This window comes from Enterococcus sp. DIV0174, assembly GCF_050529065.1.
GTDB classification, from domain to species: domain Bacteria; phylum Bacillota; class Bacilli; order Lactobacillales; family Enterococcaceae; genus Enterococcus_B; species Enterococcus_B thailandicus.
Genome location: NZ_CP172881.1, coordinates 926,180 through 947,700 on the forward strand (window position 1 = coordinate 926,180; position 21,521 = coordinate 947,700).

Sequence of the window (21,521 nt, forward strand, 5' to 3'; positions counted from 1 at the left end):
AAATGGAAGAATGGAAAAATAAATTATATTCATTTAAAGATACCGTGATGAGCTGGCACATGTTCGAACAATTTCTTCCAACTTCTGCCATGAGCTATGATGGTATTTTTTTGGAAGAACTAATTGAAGGTTACCAAACGCTAAAAGTTGAGGGAAGAGAAATGCTTTCAGCAGAAATTGAACAGCAAGCAATCCAAGTGGGCGCAATTGTGATGAACCAGACACTTCCAGTACGAGAACTGAAAATCACGTATAAACTTGAGGATCGTAATCCAGAAACTTTGCAGTTTAAGTTTAAAACCTTATTGAATCACTTGTATCGATCAAATGATGTTGAGATCCGTTTTTATGATGAGCTAGATTACTATTATTATGGACGTTATACTTCTGCCGAAACAGTCAGTGGTGAATCTAACTCTGTTATTTCTAGTTTTACAATTCTTTGTGTTGATCCATTAAAGTACACGAAAGAATTTGTGACAGATGGTTATGTTGGTATACCAACTTTTTTCCCGGTGACACCACGTAAAATCGAAGCGGTGTTGTCAAATAATCAATCAATTACTATCACTAATGGAAAACAGACCATTAGCATCAGTGATGCACCAATCCAAATCGGTGATAAGATCGTTTTTCAGTTTGCTGAGCAACGTGTATTAGTAAACGGAGCAGACTGGACACCAATCATTGATTTGGACAGTGATTTTGAAAATTTTTGTCTGGAACAAGGGCAAGAGATAAAAAGCAGTAACGGAACACTAAAAATTTATTATAGGGGGGCGACTATTTGAATTCGACAGTTTATTTTTTTGATAACTTTCAGCATTTGATTAAACGAAAAGATGCGAAGAATTTAATTGAAGTTTCTCAAGAAAAAGAAATTACTGCAGAGAAAAAAGAATTATTGAACGACGTGCTTTATGTTACAACGAAATTTGATGAGACAATTGCAAACGCGCAATTTATGGCGGTTCGTGAAAGCGAATCGTCTTTTTCATTGTATCGAATTACTAAAGTAAGTGATCCGAATGAAACGCTTGAATTTACTGGAATTGGTTTTGCACCGGATGAATTGGATTCGTATATTATCAGCCGGGTACTAGCAAAGAATCAATCGATTACTTCTTTACTCAATGAGCTATTGGCTTTTACTAACGGAAACTGGCGGCTAGGTTATATCGAACCAGAGTTATCTAAGGTTACAGTAACTTTTGATTATCTTTCTGTACGAGAAGCACTAAAGCAATTGCAAACTTTCGGAATGGAGTTTTTATTTTTCTGCACGCTTGATGCGGATGGAATCAAAGATAAGTGGATCGAAGTACATCAGCAGATTGGTTCACTTTCTAATACGCGATTTACTTATGGCAGCAAAGCATTGACGGTGATTAAAGAAGTCGATCAAAGTACTATTTATACTTCAATAATCGGTCGTGGAAAAGGTGAAAATGTTGGAAATGGCCAAGGAAAGCGACTTGATTTTACCAATGTGGAATGGAAAAAAGCAAGCGGAGATCCATTAGATAAACCTAAAGGGCAAGTTTTCATTGAAGATCCTGTAGCAACAAAAAAATTTGGTATCCCACAAAAGAATGGAAAGATGTATAAACGAGAAACGGTTGTTGTTTTTGACGATATTGATGACCCACAAGAATTGCTAAAGAATACTTATCTGACTTTACTGGATTCGGCTAGACCATTGGCGCAATTTCGAGCAGAAGTAACAGACGGTGATGTTATTGGTAATACGGTAACTATTCATAGATATGACAAAGGGTATCATTATGCCACTCGAATCTATAAGACGAAAATCAATCGTTTAACTGGAAAAACAACGGTTGAATTAGGTGACAATTTAACAAAAGATACAAGAAAACAGTCAGCAAAAGTTTCAACTAACTTATCTGATTTGGAAACAACGAAAATGAACTTCTATCAATCAACTGAAATCGGAAAATATCAAGATGATATCATGCGTGGTGCTGGAGAAAATGGTGGCTCTGTTTATCAAGTAAATGGAATTGAAGCGGGTGTTAGCAATAGCCGTGAAGTATATGAAACGGTTTATATGGACGGGAAAAATATTCCTAACTCGAAGTATTTTATGATTGAAAATAATTCTGGAATTTCATTTAAGCAATGTAAGCAAGGCCAATGGAAAACAATCAAAGATGTTCATAATGGTTCTTCAACAACCGCTTGGTCATTAGATGGTCAATTCAATGCGAATTTTATTCGTGCAGGTATTTTGAATGGAGTACTTGTGGAGGGTGTCATGTTGAAATCGGCTCATCGAAATATGACTTACCAAGCCGTTTTAGATAGAGGATCATTAGAATTTCAATACTACAAAGAAACACCAGAAGATTTAAATTACACGAATGAGAATTGGCAAAAGGCAGTTGAGGGGGAAGTTGTAGGTAAAATCGAAGGAACTTCGGGAGCTGGTAAACCAAATGGATTTGCAGTCATCCAGTATCCGGGACAGATTTTTTCCATTAATTCTGCTTATGAAAGTGGTAGTTCGAGAGCAGTTTTCCAGATTCCCAAAGAATCGAATGGCGAAAAGAGGAAGTACAAACTTTTGGGAGAAGGTACGTTTAGTGAGGGAAAGGTTGTCTTTAAAAACGACGTAACGTTTGAAGGGAAAGTACAAGTAAATGGGCGACTAGACGCAAAGGAGCTGTACATTAATGGACAAAAAGTAATCCCAGGTCAAAATGGTGGACCTAACCCCGGTGGGGGCACAAGTACGGGAGGTTATCCAGCAGAGCTGACGACAGATACAGAAAAATGGGCATGGGATTGGTGGGCATTTGCTTTGGCTAATGGCTATAGCCCAATTGCTGCTGCAAGTATCTTAGGTAATATTAGTCGTGAGACTGGAGGAACGATGAATCCAGATTCAGATCAAATCAGCGGTCCAGCATATGGTTGGACACAATGGGATGGGTCTGCATACCCATTAATTGGTGCGGCAACTTGGGATGGTCGTGAATATGTTCAACGATTGATAACTGCCGCAAGGATTACACAAGACTATCGCTCTTCTGCTGCCCAAGCACGATTGATTGAGTGGTGTATGTATAACGGCCAATGGATTGGAGCAGTGAACCCACTTAGTGTCGAAGCTTTCAAAAATGTTGAAGATCTTTATACAGGAACCTATGCCTTTTTGAAAAACTATGAGCGCGCTGGTGCAGAAGCGTTGAGCGAACGTGTTGAAGCAGCAACTTATTGGTACAACAAGTTTAAAGACTTAAAAGCTAGTGAATCAACTGGAGAAGAAGGCTTGAAACATCTTGAAACGCTATTGAATCAACGAATTGGAAATGGTCAATGCTATGGCTTATCTGCTGAATATTCGGGTTATTTAGGTGGCTGTGGCTTAGGAGCAGGCACACAGTATGGATTAAGTCATGTGATTGGAAATACTTCTGCGGCTTCTGATATTGGGATTGCTTATGATTGGGACGCAGTTGGATGGAAAGTCATTCAAAATCCGACTTACGATCAATTAGTCGTAGGTGCAATTATCAACTGGGCGCGTGGTGGACGAGTCGGTACTTGGTTTGCTGATGATACCTATGGGCACACGGGTGTGATACGCGGATTAGACGATAATCGAATCCAAACTTATGAACAAAATACAGAGCTGGGTATGATTTGTGGAAAATTGGATCGTGAATATTTTAGTGCCAGTGCGATTGCTTCCATTGTTGTGCCGGTGAAATAGAGATGAAAAAATTTATGTTTCAAAGCTAAAAGGTTTAGAAAATGGCTACCACATTTAATTAGAAAATATTATTAGTGTAACGAAGAAATAAAAAAGAAATTAAGGAGAGATTGCTCTATGGAAACAAAGCATAGTCTTGTTTTATCCACAACAGATCCAACGAATAATAATAGCATGATCAAAATTAGACAAGGTGATATTCAGACTCAAAAATTAGTAGTAGAAATTACAGAAAATGGTCAAATCAAATCGTTTGAAGGCCTTGTTCCTTTTTTTATCAATACAACAAAATTTGTTGAAAATCAGCCTGTAGAACAGAAAGTTCAAAGTTATTTTCCTTCGAAAGGGCGACTGATTTATATGATGAGTGAACCAGATTGGCAATGGGGTGGAATGAACACAGCTCATTTTAGTTTTCGTTCTCTTAGCTCTGATGGGACATGGAACGAACAATTCAGTACACAGGATTTTACCTATCGAGTGTTGTCTGGAATTACTAATACGAGTATTAGAGACTCAGCTTATATCTGGTCATTTGAAGAATTACTACGCAACTTAAGAGAGTACACAGCACAAGGAAAAACTGATTGGGATAAATGGATAGAAAGTAATAAAGAAATTTTGAATAATATAGATCCTGGTGGAACAATTATAAACATATTGAATGATGCAAAAGGCAGCTACGCTAGTTTGGCAGATAGATTAAACGCAATACAAAACAAGTTATTTGATTTTCAAACTGGTAGTGATCAAGTCTATAGTGGCTTATCGGATTTGCGTTTTAATTTAACCACAGGACAGTACGAAAAAATCATTCCTTCCAATTTGGAGGCAGTGCTTAATAACATTCAAAATGACAAATTCAATGTAGCTTTTGTGACTGACACACATGTGGATAAACATGTTCTAGCTAGTGAAGGAATTAATCCCAAACAGTTTAAATTTTCTAGACGTTGGAATACAATTAGACGTTTTCAAGCATTAGGAGAGAAATGCGATGCTACAGTTTATGGTGGAGATAACGCGGACTGTCATAGTGGTCGTATCAATATTTCGGGTGATGTCGTGGTACCAGAGGGACGTATTCATTCCATGGCACTGCAAAAAAGATTTGTAGGACTAGCAAAAGCTGGCAAGAAAAATGTAATTATTTGTCGAGGAAATCACGATACAGGGAAAATTCCATATGCTTGGTTTGGACATACACCTGAAACCTGTCTAAATGGGGCAGATATGAGAAATTTATACGATGGAACTTATGGCGGACAATTATTTAAAAATAAAGGATTGGCTATCTATCGTTTTGATACTGATGATTATAGTGATGAATTGGATGAAATGGGTTATTACAAAGAATTTTCCGGATCAAGAGAAGGTGGAGAAGCAGGAAAAATTAGTGCAGCTCAATTGGAAGATTTAGGAACATTTTTGATGAACTTGGAACGTGATTATCATGTGTTATTAGTGGGACATATTCCTTTAGTAAATTCAGATACTGGTGTATGGAATACAAACATGGTACAGCAACTACTAGATGGATTTAAACAAGGTATCAAGGTAACGATCAATTATGATTCTTTGAAAGGTCAACCTACAAAAGGATATAGTGGAACAAAAACATTTGACTTTAGTAAAAGAGGACAGGGCGGAACAATTATTGCCTATATTTGTGGACATTGGCATTACGAAACTACAAGAGATTTAGGAACAACAAAAATGGTTGTTTGCACTTGTGCTTTTCCTGTTGAAGATGATTATGAATCAAACAAATATTCTGGTTTTTATCATCTGGAAATTGATAAAGCAAGTCGTACATTGAAAATAAATGGAATTGGGCATTGCTCTACTAGCTCAATTTCATATTAGGAGGCCCAAAAATGGAATATAAAGAAATGACTAGAGATGAAGTAATTGATATTATTCTAGAACAATTAGCCATTCATTTTGATGGTGATGAACAAAATGCACATGCGTTAGCAACAGAAATGTCTGCGGGATTTGCGTCACCTGAAATGGTGTCTCAAGCTAGAGGCCATTTATTAAAGGATAACGAACTAGGGTTCCGCTATCCAGATATTCTTGATGTACCATGTGGTATGTATGCGACGACTGCGCAATGGGGAAAACAAAACCCACCTAATACAGATCCTGGAAGTATTATGCAGTTATTTGTATATGCCGAACACGCACAAAGAAAAATTCTAGTTGCGATTACCGGTTATAATGGGGAGATTTTTGTATGGCATACGCACAATAATAATTCTTATAACTCTCCAGGATGGAGAAAGATGACAACAGCTTTCACCTTATTTGAAGGTTCTTCTGCGGGAGTGGATACATTGATTAACTTGAACGACAGTATGAAACATTATTCAACATTAAAAATTCATGTTGCTGGTTGGGGAGGACAAGTTTATGAAGCAAATAATGTTTTAGCACCAACCATTAGTTTTTGTAATACGTATGATTCTTCAGCTGGGATGGAAATGTATGAGTTGAAATTAGAACGTGTAACTGATACCCAATATAAAATTGTGCGTTCTAATCAGCAATATGTTATTGGAACAGTTTCAGGTGTCCAATTTAAAGATAACGTGAAAATTAAAATCACAAAAATTGAAGGATTAAAATAGAGGTGGTAGATAAATGATAAGAAAAACAGGAAAAATCATTGTTCCAACAGAGCCAGTAAGTAGAGCGACTACTCTTACTGGTTTTACTTTTAAATCTTATGATAAAAATGGTAGCGTGTTAGAATTTCAGATTAAAAATCAGGATGGAAGCCCAACAGACCTGTTTGATGCAACCATCCGTCTGCTTATGTATACCTATCAAGGTAAAGAAGAAAAACCATTTCCTATTTTAGATAGCCAAGTCGTTACAGAAAGCTATCTTCGAGGTGTTGTAAAATATCCTATTCCTGATATTTTGCTTAACTATGAAGGCAAAGTAGATGCAAATATCTATATTGATTTTCCAGATGGAAGTCATACAGACAACTTATATTTTACCTTTAACGTAAAGAAATCGAAAATTGATGAAGAGGCAGTACGTAATGGCGAATATTACTTTAAAGATTTTGAACAATTGCTGAAAAGTATTGAAAATAAAACCGAAGAAACACTTGATGGATTAGTTGATAATGCAACAGAAGTAACTAAAAAATTTGATGCTTTAAATGAAAAACTAGCTTCTATAAATTTTGATTCATTGCAGAAATTAAAATTGACTTCAGACGATGGCAAGGCATTACGTTTAGCAGACTTAAATCCTCGTCCAAGTATCATTGATGATTTAACTCGACCAGGTTATTACTACATTACAAGTGCAGAATCAAATACGTTTATTCCAACTGATCATTACATTCGACAAAATGGGATGGCGGGTTCAGGGTGGATAACAGTTTATCCTGGTGACGCAGGGGGAGGCGTAGTCCAAGAGTGGTATCGAAATACGGCAAGTGCTGTAGCGAACACTCGACATTTATATCGTAAACAAGAATCAGCTTCGCCCGTTACGTGGAACCCTTGGTCAGAATATGCACAGACAAACAGCACGATGCTATCAAGTAGCTATTATCAAGGTGCAGCACACAAATTGGCGGAAGCCACTAAAGCAGGTACACAAGCAACTAGCTATCTTGAGCTAAGCGAAAACACAGGCGTTTATTATTTGACAACCGTTGAAAGTAAAGCAATGACCGATTTTTCTAGTTTACCGCCAGAGTTTATTTACGGTGTGTTTGTAGAAAATATTCCAAACTCGACAATCAATAATTTTTTACAACGAATTACCAGCAATGTTACGGATGGAGTATCACAACCACCAGTGACTTATTGGCGTGTCATTCAGAAAAAGGCTGATGGCTACACACCAACCAAATGGCGTAAAGTTGTTTCACAAGACGATGCTCAGATGTATAAAACAACAAAAGACAACGGCGATAGTTGGAGATTAGAAGACTTGCCTGCTAAGCCAGATGGATTAGAACAGTGGGCGAGGTTGTATAAAGGTTGGTACTATATACCCAACTCTAGCTTAAAAACAATGAGTGACTATAGCACACTTCCACCAGAATTTGCTAACTCACATGTTCACATGGAGATTCAAGGAGGAGCTGGAAGTGTATATGCTCGTCAGACATTGACGATGTATCAAGCACCGTTCACTCAAATATATAGAGTAGTTACAAACACCTTGGCTCAGCCGTGGCAAACAGTAGCTATGAGTTCTGATTTAGATGCTGAGCGTCAAAGAATGGTTGATAAGACGCACGGATCACTTGAATGGATTGCTCATCGTGGGAACAATACGAATTTTCCAGAAAACAGCACGGTTGCATTTGAGAATGTAAAACGTCATTGGGGAATAGAAACAGATATTCACTTAACTTCAGATGGAAAATGGGTAGTGATGCATGATGAAACGGTCGATCGAACGACGAATGGAACAGGAAAAATTACAGAAATGACTTATACCCAATTCAGAGCTTTGAGAATCGACACCGGTCCCAATTTGAACGCATTGAGCGATGTAGAAAAAAGACCACCAGATCTAGACGAATATCTAGCAATCTGTAAAAACAATAATAAAATTCCAGTTTTAGAATTAAAAGCATCATCTAATTACACTCTTGATGAGCTAAAAAAAATAAAAAGCTTAGCAGATGATTTTGGAATTACTAATAAAATTGTATTCATTAGCTTTAGCTATGACGTTCTTCTTAATTTGAGAAAAATTTTCCCACATAATATGCTACAGTTTCTTTTTAACGGAACAATAAACACAACAGATATGATAAATAAAGCTTTAGCGTTGCGGTTACCTTCTGCGGTAAGCGTGAACTATAACAATGCGGGGCTTAACTGGTCGTTTGTTTCAAAGATGCACCAACTTGGTGTAAAAGTTGCTGTTTGGACTGTTCCAGATGCTTCATTTCAAGCAATGAAAAATTTAAAAGTAGATTATATTACGACTGATAGCTTGTCTGGTAATCTGCGGTACGAAAAATTAACATTGCAAAATGGGTTTGTCGAAAATCTTGATGGCGATAGAATCAAAGAGTCTTTTGTAGAGGAACTTGGAGGAGGAGCAATACATCTTAGCTTCAATGTTTATGAGGGAGTTTCTGAACAAAATAAGGCAATTGCTAAGTTACCGTCTTGGGCTGTTCCAATGTATAGGCAATACAATAATTGCGCAATTAGGACTGCAAGCGGTGTCCAATTTGGAACATTTGATTTAAGTGGTCGTCTTGTTCCAGCAAGCGGAGAAGTAGGAACTCTAAGTATTGGGTTAAATTGGTCAGGAAGAACGGCATGGGCTGCTGGATCGTGTGTGTACAAAGTAGATTGATTAAAAATATAGTAAAAAGCACTCATTTGAGTGCTTTTTGTATGGTCAAAAATAGAACACGAAGGGTGGAAATATGGTGTTAATTGATAATTTATTACTATGGAATGAATTCCGAGGATTACTAAATAACATCTACATTCAAATTTTTGTTTGGATTGTGATTGCAGATATTGTAACGGGAATCTGCAAAGGGATTTTTGTTAAAGAAACGAATAGTACGAAAGGTTTGATGGGGATTGTAAAACATTTGCTTGTTGTTGGCTTGGTTTTGGTTGCTTACCCGTATTTAAAAATTATGGGATTTGAAGGAGTAGCAACAGCATTTGTCTTTTCTTATATTGCGGTATACGGCATTTCTGTCATTGAAAATCTAGGACAACTGGGAATTCCAGTACCAGAATTTGTCAAAAGTCGTTTTAGTAAATTAAAAGAGACATCAGAAAAACAAGGTGAGGAAGAGAATGGAGGAAAAAAATAATGGTCAAAATTATTAATAATTCCGTTTGCCGAGGTGTGGCAGGTAAGCGGGCTGGGAGTGTAAAAGGCGTTGTCATCCACAACACTTGGACGAACACGACAGCAGAACAAGAAATGAATCGCTTGGCAAATATGACGCCTAAACAATTAGAAGCTGGATTTGCCCATTATTATGTGGATGAAAAGACAATTATTCGCACAGAAGATACTTACAATCGCGCATGGCATGTAGCAAATTCTGATGGGAACAATAGTTATTTAGGTTATGAAGTTCGTGGGAATCGTGAAACAGTGAAGGCCATTTTTTTACAAGCAGAACAAAATGTTTTTTGGCAAGCTGCGATTGACTTGCATTATTATGGCTTACCAGTAAGCCGTGATACGGTCAAATGTCATCATCAGTTTTCAGCAACTGAGTGTCCGAAGCGATCTTTGATGGAACATTGCGGATACGATTCGACTTTTGCAGTACCAACAGAAATTACCGGTAAAATGCAAGATTACTTTATTACTCAAATCAAAAAATATTATGATAATTCAGCTTTGCAGCCAGATGGAAGTAGTGAAGGAAACAATGAACATGATGAAATTATTGCTGAAAGCCCTGCAAAAACGGTTAATGGTATGACAGCAAAATTAGAAAAATTCACTGAATATCCAGTCGGCTCATTCCGTGAAGCTGGTTGGGCACATGCAGGAAAAGAAAAATTTAACTACTGCTTTATTTTTTTGATGGATGCAACAAACGGTCAAGAAATTGACCGTCAAAAAGCAAAAGATATTGATCGTCCTGATGTGAACGCAGCTTACGGGTTATCAAGCGACAATAGACCGGGGTTTGATGGGAGTCTTGATATCACTAAACATACTGGTAAAAAAGCTTATGTTAAAATTCGTTTGACTAATGATGTTAATGGTAATACAGTAGGCGGTGCAAAAGACGTTGATTTCAAAGAATATGTTTTAACGATTCCAAAACGATAAAAATACACACAAACAAACTCTAAAATTTAACAGACAGAGAAAATTTATTTTCACAAATGTTGAGTAAATAAAACAGAAAAGTGTCTGAAACACGAATCAAAATGATTCTGCTTCAGACACTTTTTCATGAATAGATGGCGACCAAAAAGCAAGGCTTTCTTACAACTACTTACTTTTGTCCCCGTCTCGTTCTACATAGAAATAAAAATGATTCACTTAGGCTATCAACTGATATATCCATTATTTTTTAACGCTTTTTGATGTTCACAAGGTTCCCCAACGATTGTGAAATTAGTAATTCTAGCGCTTTCTTGTTGATTCGTCCAATCATAAGTGTAGTTTTTCCCAGTCCAGATGCTATCACAAGCAAAACAATGATATTCCACTTCAATTAGTCCAGCTGGATTTTCAGCTTGGATCCACCCAATACATTTAGCTGTGCCATTTGTAATCGTAGCTTGGTCTAAATCAAAATCATAAGGATTATAAGTAAATTCTGTTAAAGGTATCGCTTTAGTAGCTAGTGCTTTTGCTAATACTGGATCGACTGTAACTTTTTCTTCTGGCACTTGCTGCTCTGCTGATGTTTGTTTTTCTGGTTGCAGCTGTGTCGTTTGCTGGGTTGCTTCAGTAATTCCTTCATTTGAAGTGGTTGAAGAAGCAGTCTGTTGGACTATTTCTTGTGTTGATACGGATGGTTCTGTTTTTTCTTTTGAGGTCAGAAGTGGGAAGGTGAGTAACCCCAAGATAAAAACGCCAACTAACACTACAATTCCTGCCAATACACCCACAATCACTTGCCATGTTTTCATTCTTTTCTCCTCCATTCAAGTTTAATTTTATTCCTCAATTAACAGTCCGTAAATATAAAGTTTTGCTAATAAACATAAAAGAAAAACCGAAATAGAACTATAAAGCAACGGATTGCTTTATTCACCATCCGAAGGTTGCTTCAATATTTTTCTGAACCTGTTGCGGATTGGTAGGCTTCTCACTTTGAAGTCTAGTTGAGTCAGCAGTTGTGGCATTTGCAGACGCTGGAACAGATTGCTTAACACGAGGGGCTTTTAATAATTCAAGATAATCTAATTATTTTTGCAACAATGTTTTGATTAAGTCCTATTGGGTAGTCTTTTCTGGAGATTTACTTTTTTGGTAAATTGATTGTAGTTGAGTGTTAGTTGTGATAATTATTATCGAAATGATTTTAGTTGTTGAAATGATTTCAATTGTGATTGCTGAATGTTCAGAATTATTCTTGGTAGCATAACTTACTAAAAACAACAGTGAACAAGTAAAGTTGCGGAATCAAAACTATTTTTTATTCTTTTCATCGTTAAACATACTTTCCTTTTGAAGAGGCTTCCTTTTATTAGTAGTAAAATACATAAAAATAATTTAGTGTGGTTCATTTAATTATTTTTTGAGTGAAAAGTTTCTCTTTTGGGTTGAAGAAGATGTATTGGTTTTCTTTTCTTTTCAGGATTTTCCTGAATAATGGTAAAATAAAGAAAAGGGGGGATGCGTGTTGGAACTTACGTTTTCCATGGTTAATCAAACCACGACGATTTCTTACGGCGAAACGTTAAGCAGTCTGTTAAAACCATTGGCTATCAGAGAACCAATCTTGTTCTTAACGAATCAGCGTTATTATGATTTGTTTTCAGAAAAGATGAATCAATTCTTTGCGGATCAGGCGAATATTGATTGGTATATTTGCACGAATAGTGCGCAATGCAATAACTTAACAGAGCTTGCGCATCTCTTAGACTATGTGAAACGTTTTCCGGAAAATCAACGACTGATCGTGATTGGATTTGGAAATGAAGGGATTATGGAATTAGCTAGTTTTTTTCAAAAACACACGATCCTTTCAACGAAACTTTGGTTGATTCCTGTATCTGCCCGTTCGTTTGGTGGAGCATTGACAAACAAACGCAGCATTTTACAGTCGCCTTATCAGGCTGTATTAGAAACAGAAAATTTGCCAGAACGAATTTTCTTTGACCAAACGATTAGTGATCGCCAAGTTGAAGGCAAACAGATCGACTTTTTGACGTTCGTTGTTTGTGGATTGATTTGTGATTATGGTTTCTTACAGAACTTGTACAAAAATTACTCAACACAGCAAAAATTACACAACGTGCCTTTTGCTGGGATGCTCGAAGAAATGATTCATTTTTACCAGGAAGAGGCGGAAAATCTTGCAACTTATGGTAAACTATTTGAGCAAGCTTTTTATCTAACAGAAAACGGACATTTATTATCAGCAAGCATGAAAAAATTTTTAGGATTACTTTTTCAACTAGTTTGGAACATTGAGCGTAACGAGATTTCTTTTCAATTAAAAAATTTTTTTATTTGGTTGAAGCATCTTGGTTATCCAATTGATTGGCTGGAACAGTTATCTGAAGCTGAATATTTAGAAAATGTCTTGATTTTAGCAGAAAAAAGCAAAAAGATTCTTGTTTTAGAAAAAATTGGTATAATAGAAGGATACCATTCGCCAAATGAGAATGAATTGTTGAAAATGATGACAAGATATCAAAGGATTGTCAATGAGATTAGAGGGAATTGAATGAAAACATACAGTGAAAAAATGTTACAAGCCTTGTCTGAAGAAGATTTAGCACAGGCTCAACTATTACTTGTACAGGCGTTAAAGGAAGATCCAGCAGACGTTTTAGCTGAATTGGGTGAAGAATTGTTAGCGATTGGTTTTTTAGAAGAAGCAAAACAAATTTTTGAACAACTTGTAGCGCAATATCCTGAAAATGATGGCTTAAATATTCCATTAGCAGAAATTGCGATTGAAGATAATGAGATTGACGAAGCATTTACGTATCTAGAAAAGGTAAGTAAAGAAAGTGATTATTATCCGCAAGCGTTATTGGCAATTGCTGATTTGTATCAAGTAATTGGTATTCCAGAAGTAAGTGAAGCAAAGTTAAAAGAAGCTGCTAGTTTGCTTCCTGATGAACCTTTGATTCAATTTGCTTTAGCAGAATTGTATTTTTCAGTGGATCGCTTTAAAGAAGCTGCTGTCATTTATGACAACTTGTTAAATAGCCAGATCAAAGAAATTTCTGGCATTTCGATGCAAGAGCGTCTAGGCCAATCACTAAGCATGCAAGGCGAATTTGAGGCAGCAATCAAACCATTAGAGGCAGCATTAGAGGAAGATCGCACAGATGATCGATTGTTCCAGTTAGCTTTTACAAACTTACAATTAAAAGAAAACCAACAAGCAATCAATTACTTACAAGAACTACGAACAGTTAATCCTCAGTACCAATCGCTTTATCTGTATTTAGGACAAGCGCTACAGGAAGAAGAATTGATTGAAGAAGCACAAACGGTATTGGAGGAAGGAATCAAAGAAAATCCTTATCAAGTTGAATTGTATCATTTGGCTTCTGAAAATGCTTTTCGTTTGCGTGACAAAGAAAGTGCAGAAAAATTATTGTTGCAAGCTCTTGAACTAGGTGAAAAACAAGATGATACGTTATTGACTTTAAGTAATCTTTATTTAAATGAAGAACGTTATGAAGACGTTATTAATGCAGTCAACCAAATGGAAGAAACAGCAAATCCATATGCCGAATGGAATTTGGCTCATGCATATAATGAATTAGAAGATTTTGCTGTCGCAGCGCTCCATTACGAGCAGGCTTTCCACGAGTTGCAACATGAACCAGATTTCTTGAAAGAATACGCATTTTTCTTACGAGAAGAAGGAAAGCTGGATCAAGCAAAAGAACTATTAAAACATTACTTACATCATGAACCTGGAGATATGGAGGCCCTGTCTTTACTAGATGATCTATCATAAGGGGTGATCAAGATGTTTATAAATGTGCGGGAAAAAAAGAATTTTTTAACGTGGATGGTGAACCATGTTTCATTTAGTCGCCGTGAAGTTTTTTGGATTTTGAATTACTTGTCAAATCATGAAGCGATTTTGAAAAATGTTCATTTTGTTGAGGGGGCGGATCAAACTACCCGTGGGTTACAAATCAGTGACCTGTCTGTAGCTGGTGAACCGATGAAATTGTTTTTAAAAGGGAAAGTGTTTACGGATACAGATCAAATTTTTCACGAAATTCGATTGAATCGAACAGAACCGTTGTATATGGAATGTTTCTTTGAAGACGCTTGGCAAACGAGTGAATATCTATCAATTTTAGAAGACAATCCTTTTGCTACTTGGGATTTAACGATTGCAGAAGAAGAAACAGAAGCAGTCGAAAGGTACTTCCATGCAAAAGAGCAAGAGGCCCAGTTAAAGATGCTTTACGCACAAATTGATCAAGCATTAGAAGACGGAAATAAGGATGCGTTTTTGAAACTATCCGATGAAGTCAATCGTCAAATTTTAGCAGATGCACAAAGAGCGTCAAATAAAAATGGTGTTAGCTAAACAAAGAGTTTGTGGCGCAAAACGTTCAGCTCTGACAAGATAGCGAGCAAGCACTCAAAATAGCTCTTCATATTTTGAAGTGAATGAAAGCTATGTGGAGGAGTTGTTTTGGGAACACCGTTTATTTAGAAGAAAGGGCTGTGACAATATTTTTGTCACAGCCCTTTTTTTTGTCTGAATCTCAATCGTTTGGTTTGAGGTCTCAAATAGGTGAAACCTTCACCGGCAACTTCATGAACATTGATGACTGAGATGAATGCTTGTTCATCAATTTCATGAATGATTTGCTTGGCAGAGGTCAATTCACTGGAACTAACAACTAAGTAAATCAATTTTTTTGAATGACCAGAAAAGCCACCTTCACCATTTAAAAAGGTGACGCCACGTTGTAATCCAGTCATCAATAAAGGCGCCAGTTCTTCGCTTTTATTTGAAACCACTAATAGACCTTTGGCAGAATAACCACCATCAAGAATCGAATCAACTACTCGACTAAACACATAAGAAACAATCAGGGTGTACATCATTCGCTTCAAATCAAGATAAGTTAATGAAGCAAGCAACACGATAATATCAAAAGTGAGTAATGAACGTCCCATAGAAATACCATAGTTTTTTTCTAAAATACGTGCGATGATATCACTACCGCCAGTCGTTCCTCCCATCCGATAGACCAAACCGCTACCCACGCCAGCAATAAGACCTGCTAATAAGGCAACAATCAATAAATCATGTTCTAAATTGATTTCGATGGGAACACGTTGCCAAACCCAAAGAGCAACTGATAAGGAAACAGTTCCTAAAATGGTGTATGCTAATGAACGTTTGCCAAGAATTTTTCCACCAATGAGAATCAACGGAATATTGATAAGCAAAGTTGTATAAGCGGGATCAATGCCAAAGAGTGCGCGTAAAATCAAAGTAATCCCCGAAACGCCACCTTCAGCTAAGTGGTTGGCGATATTTAAATAGACAAGTCCAAAGGCATAGATACTTGTTCCGATAATAATAAAGAAAACCTCTTTAATTGTTTTTGATACTGTCATGTGATCCCTGCTTTCGATAAAAATAGCTGAAAAAGTTAGAAAATTTTTTCAATTCAATATTTAATGTAGCATGGAATTTTCATTTTCACAATTGCTCTTAGCTATGTTTTGCTGTAAAGTTTTGTTAGGATAGTCTTGAAAGGGGAACGTTATGAAGAAAGAACGGACATTAAGAAGTATGCAGATGGAAGTGGATGAGTATATCCAGCAATTCAAGGTCGGTTATTTTTCCCCATTAGCTCAAATGGCACGCTTGACAGAAGAAGTCGGTGAGCTTGCGCGAGAAGTCAATCACTCTTATGGTGAAAAGGCGAAAAAGAAAACAGAGAAAGAAAATTCTGTCGCACAAGAGTTAGGTGATGTACTTTTTGTTACAATGATTATGGCTAATTCACTGGATATCGATTTGACAGAAATTTTCGAGAAAAATATGGAAAAATTCAATCAAAGAGATCGCTATCGTTTTGAGAGAAAAGATGGCCAAGTCGACGAAGGATAAACAGCCAATCAAAGAGAAATGCTAAAGAGGTAGAAAAAATGAAATTAGAACAATTACCGCTGGAGTACCAACGAGCGATTCCAGTTTTACAAAAATTAGAACATGCTGGGTATGAAGCTTACTTTGTAGGTGGAAGTGTTCGTGACATTTTATTGCATCAGGAAATTCATGATGTGGATATTGCAACGAGTGCGTTTCCACAAGAAATCAAAACGTTGTTCCCAAGAACGATTGATGTCGGTATTGAACACGGAACTGTTTTGGTGTTAGAAGAAGAGGAACAATATGAAATCACAACCTTTCGAACCGAATCAACTTATCAAGATTTTCGTCGCCCAGATAAAGTCGAATTTGTTCGTTCGCTTGAGGAAGATCTAAAGCGACGTGATTTTACAATCAATGCGTTTGCTTTAAAAGAAGATGGAAAGATTATCGACCTTTTTGATGGTTTAGATGATTTGCATAATCATGTTTTGCGAGCTGTAGGAAATCCTCATGAACGGTTTCATGAAGATGCATTACGAATGATGCGTGGGCTACGATTTGTCAGTCAACTGGGCTTTGAATTAGAACCAGAAACACTTGAAGCAATCAAAGAAAATCATGCTTTGCTGGAAAAAATCTCAGTGGAGCGAGTCAATATCGAATTTGTTAAAATGTTACTGGGAAAAAATCGTCAAGCAGGTTTGCGGGCATTTGTCGAAACCGAATGTTACATCTATTGTCCTGGTTTAAGTGGAAAAGGGGAAGCATTACTACGAATGGCTGATTTGCCAGAAATCCCCTTGAAAACAGAAAGCCAAGCATGGGCACTATTGCTAAATCAATTGGATTTATCTGGTTCAGCAGTCCGACCTTTTTTAAAAGAATGGAAGTGTTCCAATCAAATGATTAAAGAGGTGCAGGCACTGGTTCAAGGTTTGGATTTACGTCAAGAAGGACCATTGTTGCCAACAGCTCTTTATCAGTTAGGTGAAACAGCAGCTGTTCAAGTAGAAGAGCTGATGGTTTACTTTGAGAAAATGCCTGAGCTTGCGAAAGTGAGACAAGCTTATCAAGAACTTCCAATCAAATCGTTACGAGAATTAGCAATTGATGGAAAAATTTTACTAGCTACGATGGATCGAAAACCGGGTCAATGGGTCAGTGAGGCGCTACAATCAGCAGAAGAGGCTGTCATTAACCAAGTAGTGAAAAATGAGCGGGAAGCATTATTGACTTACGTGAAGGAGCAACTAAGTAACTAGAGTGTGAAGAGAGGAACCATGACAAAAAAGTATTTTTGTAGCTCCTCTTGTCCTAACAGATGTTGTTTCCAAAACAACTTATTAATCTAGCCTCTGTTCACTTCAAAAGGTTGAAAGCTATTTGATGTTTGCTCGTTAACTTGTTGGAGCTAAACGTTTTGCGCCACAACCTTAACTACGGTGTTCTCCAAGTAACTCCTCGAAATAGCTTGCAGCCACTTCAAAATAAGTCTAAATTATTCAAAAAGTTAGGAAACAATTTCTGATAATTTATTCTTATTTGTTGGAGCTGAGCACTTCGTGTACAATCTTTTTTGAACCATGAAAAAAGTTTTGGTTCGCACCATGTTCTGACTGATTTTTAGAACTTAAAATGTGACCACTTACATTTGTTATGCTAAACTTGTAGTGCAATGCTGATTATTATTTGGAAGAAGGAGATTTTTTATGAAAAAAGAAATGACAGCGCTAAAATTTTATTTCCGTAATGGAGAAACTTGGACGATTGATCGTCGTCATATCGGTGACTTATGGATCAAACAAATTACAACGAGTTTTGGACGAATCAATGGAAGTGAATTTGTTGAAATTCATCCATGTGCTGGATTTAAAATCGAAATTTTTCAAGAAGGCGATTCAGTTGCAACTCATGACATCAACTTGGGTGGCTTAGAAATGGGTATGTTTAGCCGTGCGTTAAAATATGAAGATATTGAACGAATGGAAATTTTGTATCGTAATGGTGCGCCTGACATGGTTTATTTCCCTTATATGGACAAAGGAACAGAAGGTTTGGATAATCAATATCAATCAACAAAAATTAGTGAACAAACTGGAAGCTTGTACATCGTAATCAATCCTGAACAGCGTGTAGAAGAAGTTTACGGTCAATTTTTCGAATAGAGAAAGTAGTAAAATGTATTTGTTTTTTTCCTCGATAACAATGGGGCGAAAAATGAATACATTTTTTGCTATGTTTACTTGTAAAATTGCTTGGTATAATGGAACGAAAACTTCATTTTCGTTTTCTGAAAAAACTTTTTAATTTTTTTGCGGAAAACTTGCTATCTTGCATCTTTTGGAATAGAATAGGGTCTTGAAAAATCATTGTAAACAGCAAACAGGGCAGTAGTAAAACAAAAGTTGAATTTAGAGACAAGAGTTCATAGTTTTGCTATCAGATGTGCAGTTTGTATATAGGAGATCTGAAAAATGAGAGAGAGTTTTGAAAAACAAAAAAGACTGTTGCATGATCGCTATGGGGCATTTTCGATGGAAGATCGTCGTCGGATTCTTTGCTATTTACGAAAGAAAAATATTTTAACGTATCGTCAAATGGAACGTTTGAAGCATGAATTACTTCGTTTAGAATCAAAACGAGTACAGTGTGAATTAGATGGCAATGAAGTACAAGCTGAAGCTGTCGAAAGTAAGATTTTGAAAAAAAAGGAACAATTTTTAAAGGTACTTGCACAAAATAAAAAATAGAGGAGATGGGCCATGGAATTTGCTGAGTTAGTAATCATCTTTGCTGTAACGATTACTGCATCAAATATAGTCAGCCGCATCTTACCGGTAATACCAGCACCATTAATTCAAATATTTCTTGGAGTTATTTTAGGTCTAACTGAATGGGGAGAATCTATCAGCTTTGAACCAGAATTGTTTCTGGTGATGATTATTGCTCCTTTATTGTTTCGTGAAGGTGAAAAAGCAGATGTTACGTCGATTCTTAAAAATTTCGATACGATTTTATTTTTAGCCTTTGGTGGGGTCATTTTGACGTTACTTGGCGTAGGGATGACACTGTCATTTTTATTACCAAGTTTGCCCTTTGCTGCCTGTTTTGCTTTTGGTGCGGCACTTGGCCCGACAGATGCCGTTGCCGTTAGTTCATTATCAGGACGAGTGAATATTCCCAAAAAAGCTATGCATATCTTAGAAGGCGAAGGATTGCTAAATGACGCATCAGGTGTTACAGCCTTCCAATTTGCTTTAGCTGCATTGATTACAGGCTCTTTTTCTGCAGTAAATGCAGGGGTGAGTCTAGTGATCTCAAGTTTGGGTGGGGCACTTGTTGGTTTCTTGTTGGTTTGGGTTAAACGAAAAGTAATCAATATGATTGAAAAAGCTTCGGCTAGAGATGTAACAGGGTATTTATTAATCGAACTTTTGCTACCCTTTTTAGCTTATGTGTTAGCAGAAGTTTTTGGTGTTTCGGGAATTATTTCCGCGGTCGTTGCTGGAATATTACAAGCATCCAGTTTTCGGAAAATCACGATTTTTGATGCGGAGTTATCTAGTTTATCCAATAGCACTTGGACAACTGTGACATTTACGTTGAATGCACTCGTGTTTATTTTCTTAGGAATTGAATTGACGCAAGTCTTTTCTCCTGTTTGGGAAAATGGGTTATATTCTAACTGGATGTTGATTCTTGTCATTTTGTTGATCTCAGTTATGTTATTTGTTATTCGTTTTGTTTCAATTACAGCTTTTTATTTATTTAAAGGTGGTTTAACCAGATTTAAAGAGGAACTCAACGAAATTTTAATTTTAACCTTTGGTGGAGTTAAGGGAACAGTCAGTTTAGCAACGATTTTTATTTTGCCGCTAACAATTAATGGAATGGTCTTTCACCAACGATCATTGCTGTTGTTCTTAACTGCAGGAGTTATCTTGGTTACATTAGTTGTGGGGATACTCGCACTACCAATTTTAACTGAAGAACAAGAAATAAATGGAACAGATTTAAACGCACTGATGATTTTAGAAGAAGTTGTTGAAAGTTTGCGTCAAGAGGCAAAAGAATTACCGAAAAATTCGAAAGAGTATCTGGCAACAGAAGCTGTGATTGAAAATTATCAAGAGCGAATTCGAGAACTGTACTTTGAAGACTTAACGGAAGATGAAAAACAAGAAGTGCAAGAAATCCAAGCACTTATTTTATCGATTGAACGAGATGGCTTAGATGAAAGCTATCGTTCAGGAAAATTGACAGTCAATGGTTATCGTTTCTATTCACGATTTTTATCACGTTTTGAACGCTCAATCACAGGTGAGATTCTCTCATTCATCGGTTTTTGGCTATTATTTGTTCGTCGAGTGATTCGAATTATTTTACATCCAAAAATGTTTTGGGAACGTCGTAAAAGAGAACAACAAACAATTGTTACGAAAAAAGATATTAGTGATGTAAGAGATGTTTATCATAAAAACACGCAATTAATCATCGAAAGTTTGGATAACTTAACAGATGTGTATGGCGATGTGATGATTCAATTTTTTATTGAACAAAGAAAAGCGCAAGAAATGCGTATGATGTCGAAAAACTTTTTCTCTACGATGATGATTCAACAAGAAACTTTGTTTACGAAAAAAATGCTTCGAGGCTACTATTTAGAACGAAAAGTTGTTGATGAATACGAAGTTGCTGAAAAAATTACGACTTTTTCAGCGAATGATTATCGAAAAAATATCAATCTTTTAGAGTCCTATACAATGAACAAACCAGCTGATGCTTCACCTTTACGATTTGCGTATAGTCGAAAAAAGCGTGAGCTGCAAACGAAAAAATTGAAGCAACAGGTTCACGACAAATAATTGATGTAAGTAATGGCATTAAGCAAGCTTGAAAGAAAAATCATGGTGATTTTTCTTTCAAGTTTGCTTTTTTATTTTTGAAAACAGTTAAGTGAAAAAGTCTCATTATTCATATGGATTTTATGATACAATAACCGAGATAAGGAGGGGACAA

At 36.5% G+C, this 21,521-nt stretch carries 17 protein-coding genes; 15 read left to right on the forward strand and 2 right to left on the reverse strand.

Translation table 11 applies throughout. The features are described from left to right. Positions 1-2 precede the first annotated feature (2 nt). The 7 genes from IGJ93_RS04600 to IGJ93_RS04630 all read left to right on the forward strand — a co-directional run bounded on the left by IGJ93_RS04600 (position 3) and on the right by IGJ93_RS04630 (position 10,552). The gene (locus tag IGJ93_RS04600; RefSeq protein ID WP_086271058.1) at positions 3-791 is read left to right on the forward strand and encodes a distal tail protein Dit; all 789 of its coding nucleotides are present in this window, start codon (positions 3-5) and stop codon (positions 789-791) included. Beyond that, positions 788-3,736, forward strand: coding sequence for a phage tail spike protein (locus IGJ93_RS04605; protein ID WP_430597017.1), 2,949 nt, complete (start codon positions 788-790; stop codon positions 3,734-3,736). The genes IGJ93_RS04600 and IGJ93_RS04605 overlap by 4 nt, the downstream gene beginning before the upstream one ends. A 117-nt stretch (positions 3,737-3,853) precedes the next feature. Further along, positions 3,854-5,602: a BppU family phage baseplate upper protein gene (locus IGJ93_RS04610; RefSeq protein ID WP_270492947.1), complete on the forward strand. Its 1,749-nt coding sequence runs from the start codon at positions 3,854-3,856 to the stop codon at positions 5,600-5,602. A gap of 11 nt (positions 5,603-5,613) precedes the next feature. Continuing rightward, positions 5,614-6,369: a hypothetical protein gene (locus IGJ93_RS04615; RefSeq protein ID WP_071869069.1), complete on the forward strand. Its 756-nt coding sequence runs from the start codon at positions 5,614-5,616 to the stop codon at positions 6,367-6,369. A 13-nt stretch (positions 6,370-6,382) separates the two neighbouring features. Further along, positions 6,383-9,091 carry a glycerophosphodiester phosphodiesterase family protein gene (locus IGJ93_RS04620; protein ID WP_082294055.1) on the forward strand — a complete coding sequence of 903 codons (2,709 nt, stop codon included), beginning with the start codon at positions 6,383-6,385 and terminating at the stop codon, positions 9,089-9,091. Between the two features lie 73 nt (positions 9,092-9,164). After that, positions 9,165-9,569 carry a phage holin family protein gene (locus IGJ93_RS04625; RefSeq protein WP_071869070.1) on the forward strand — a complete coding sequence of 135 codons (405 nt, stop codon included), beginning with the start codon at positions 9,165-9,167 and terminating at the stop codon, positions 9,567-9,569. Continuing rightward, the gene (locus tag IGJ93_RS04630; protein WP_082294056.1) at positions 9,569-10,552 is read left to right on the forward strand and encodes a peptidoglycan recognition protein family protein; all 984 of its coding nucleotides are present in this window, start codon (positions 9,569-9,571) and stop codon (positions 10,550-10,552) included. The genes IGJ93_RS04625 and IGJ93_RS04630 overlap by 1 nt, the downstream gene beginning before the upstream one ends. Positions 10,553-10,776: 224 nt before the next feature. Here the strand turns inward: IGJ93_RS04630 and IGJ93_RS04635 are convergent, their stop codons facing one another. Next, positions 10,777-11,364 (reverse strand): cell envelope integrity protein TolA, encoded by a 588-nt coding sequence (locus IGJ93_RS04635; RefSeq protein ID WP_067484931.1) that lies wholly within the window; start codon positions 11,362-11,364, stop codon positions 10,777-10,779. A 734-nt stretch (positions 11,365-12,098) separates the two neighbouring features. Here IGJ93_RS04635 and IGJ93_RS04640 point away from each other — a divergent pair. From IGJ93_RS04640 to IGJ93_RS04650, 3 genes are read left to right on the forward strand one after another with little or no spacing between them, the layout of a single operon-like run. Beyond that, the gene (locus tag IGJ93_RS04640) at positions 12,099-13,130 is read left to right on the forward strand and encodes a hypothetical protein (protein WP_086271109.1); all 1,032 of its coding nucleotides are present in this window, start codon (positions 12,099-12,101) and stop codon (positions 13,128-13,130) included. Then, positions 13,131-14,384 carry a tetratricopeptide repeat protein gene (locus IGJ93_RS04645; RefSeq protein ID WP_075491761.1) on the forward strand — a complete coding sequence of 418 codons (1,254 nt, stop codon included), beginning with the start codon at positions 13,131-13,133 and terminating at the stop codon, positions 14,382-14,384. It begins immediately after the preceding gene. A gap of 12 nt (positions 14,385-14,396) precedes the next feature. Beyond that, the gene (locus IGJ93_RS04650; protein ID WP_067484936.1) at positions 14,397-14,972 is read left to right on the forward strand and encodes a ReoY family proteolytic degradation factor; all 576 of its coding nucleotides are present in this window, start codon (positions 14,397-14,399) and stop codon (positions 14,970-14,972) included. A 155-nt stretch (positions 14,973-15,127) separates the two neighbouring features. Here the strand turns inward: IGJ93_RS04650 and IGJ93_RS04655 are convergent, their stop codons facing one another. Further along, the gene (locus IGJ93_RS04655; RefSeq protein WP_067484940.1) at positions 15,128-16,018 is read right to left on the reverse strand and encodes a YitT family protein; all 891 of its coding nucleotides are present in this window, start codon (positions 16,016-16,018) and stop codon (positions 15,128-15,130) included. A 151-nt stretch (positions 16,019-16,169) separates the two neighbouring features. Between IGJ93_RS04655 and IGJ93_RS04660 the strand changes: the two genes are divergently transcribed. From IGJ93_RS04660 to IGJ93_RS04680, 5 genes are all read left to right on the forward strand, one after another. Beyond that, positions 16,170-16,517, forward strand: coding sequence for a nucleotide pyrophosphohydrolase (locus tag IGJ93_RS04660; RefSeq protein ID WP_071869072.1), 348 nt, complete (start codon positions 16,170-16,172; stop codon positions 16,515-16,517). A gap of 38 nt (positions 16,518-16,555) precedes the next feature. Further along, the gene (locus IGJ93_RS04665) at positions 16,556-17,764 is read left to right on the forward strand and encodes a CCA tRNA nucleotidyltransferase (RefSeq protein WP_067484946.1); all 1,209 of its coding nucleotides are present in this window, start codon (positions 16,556-16,558) and stop codon (positions 17,762-17,764) included. A gap of 447 nt (positions 17,765-18,211) precedes the next feature. Further along, positions 18,212-18,667 (forward strand): hypothetical protein, encoded by a 456-nt coding sequence (locus IGJ93_RS04670; RefSeq protein ID WP_067484949.1) that lies wholly within the window; start codon positions 18,212-18,214, stop codon positions 18,665-18,667. Positions 18,668-18,976: 309 nt separating this feature from the next. Continuing rightward, positions 18,977-19,252 (forward strand): hypothetical protein, encoded by a 276-nt coding sequence (locus IGJ93_RS04675; RefSeq protein ID WP_067484952.1) that lies wholly within the window; start codon positions 18,977-18,979, stop codon positions 19,250-19,252. A 12-nt stretch (positions 19,253-19,264) separates the two neighbouring features. Continuing rightward, on the forward strand, positions 19,265-21,367 hold the full coding sequence (locus IGJ93_RS04680; RefSeq protein ID WP_067484955.1) for a cation:proton antiporter: 2,103 nt from the start codon (positions 19,265-19,267) through the stop codon (positions 21,365-21,367). Positions 21,368-21,521: the final 154 nt, after the last annotated feature.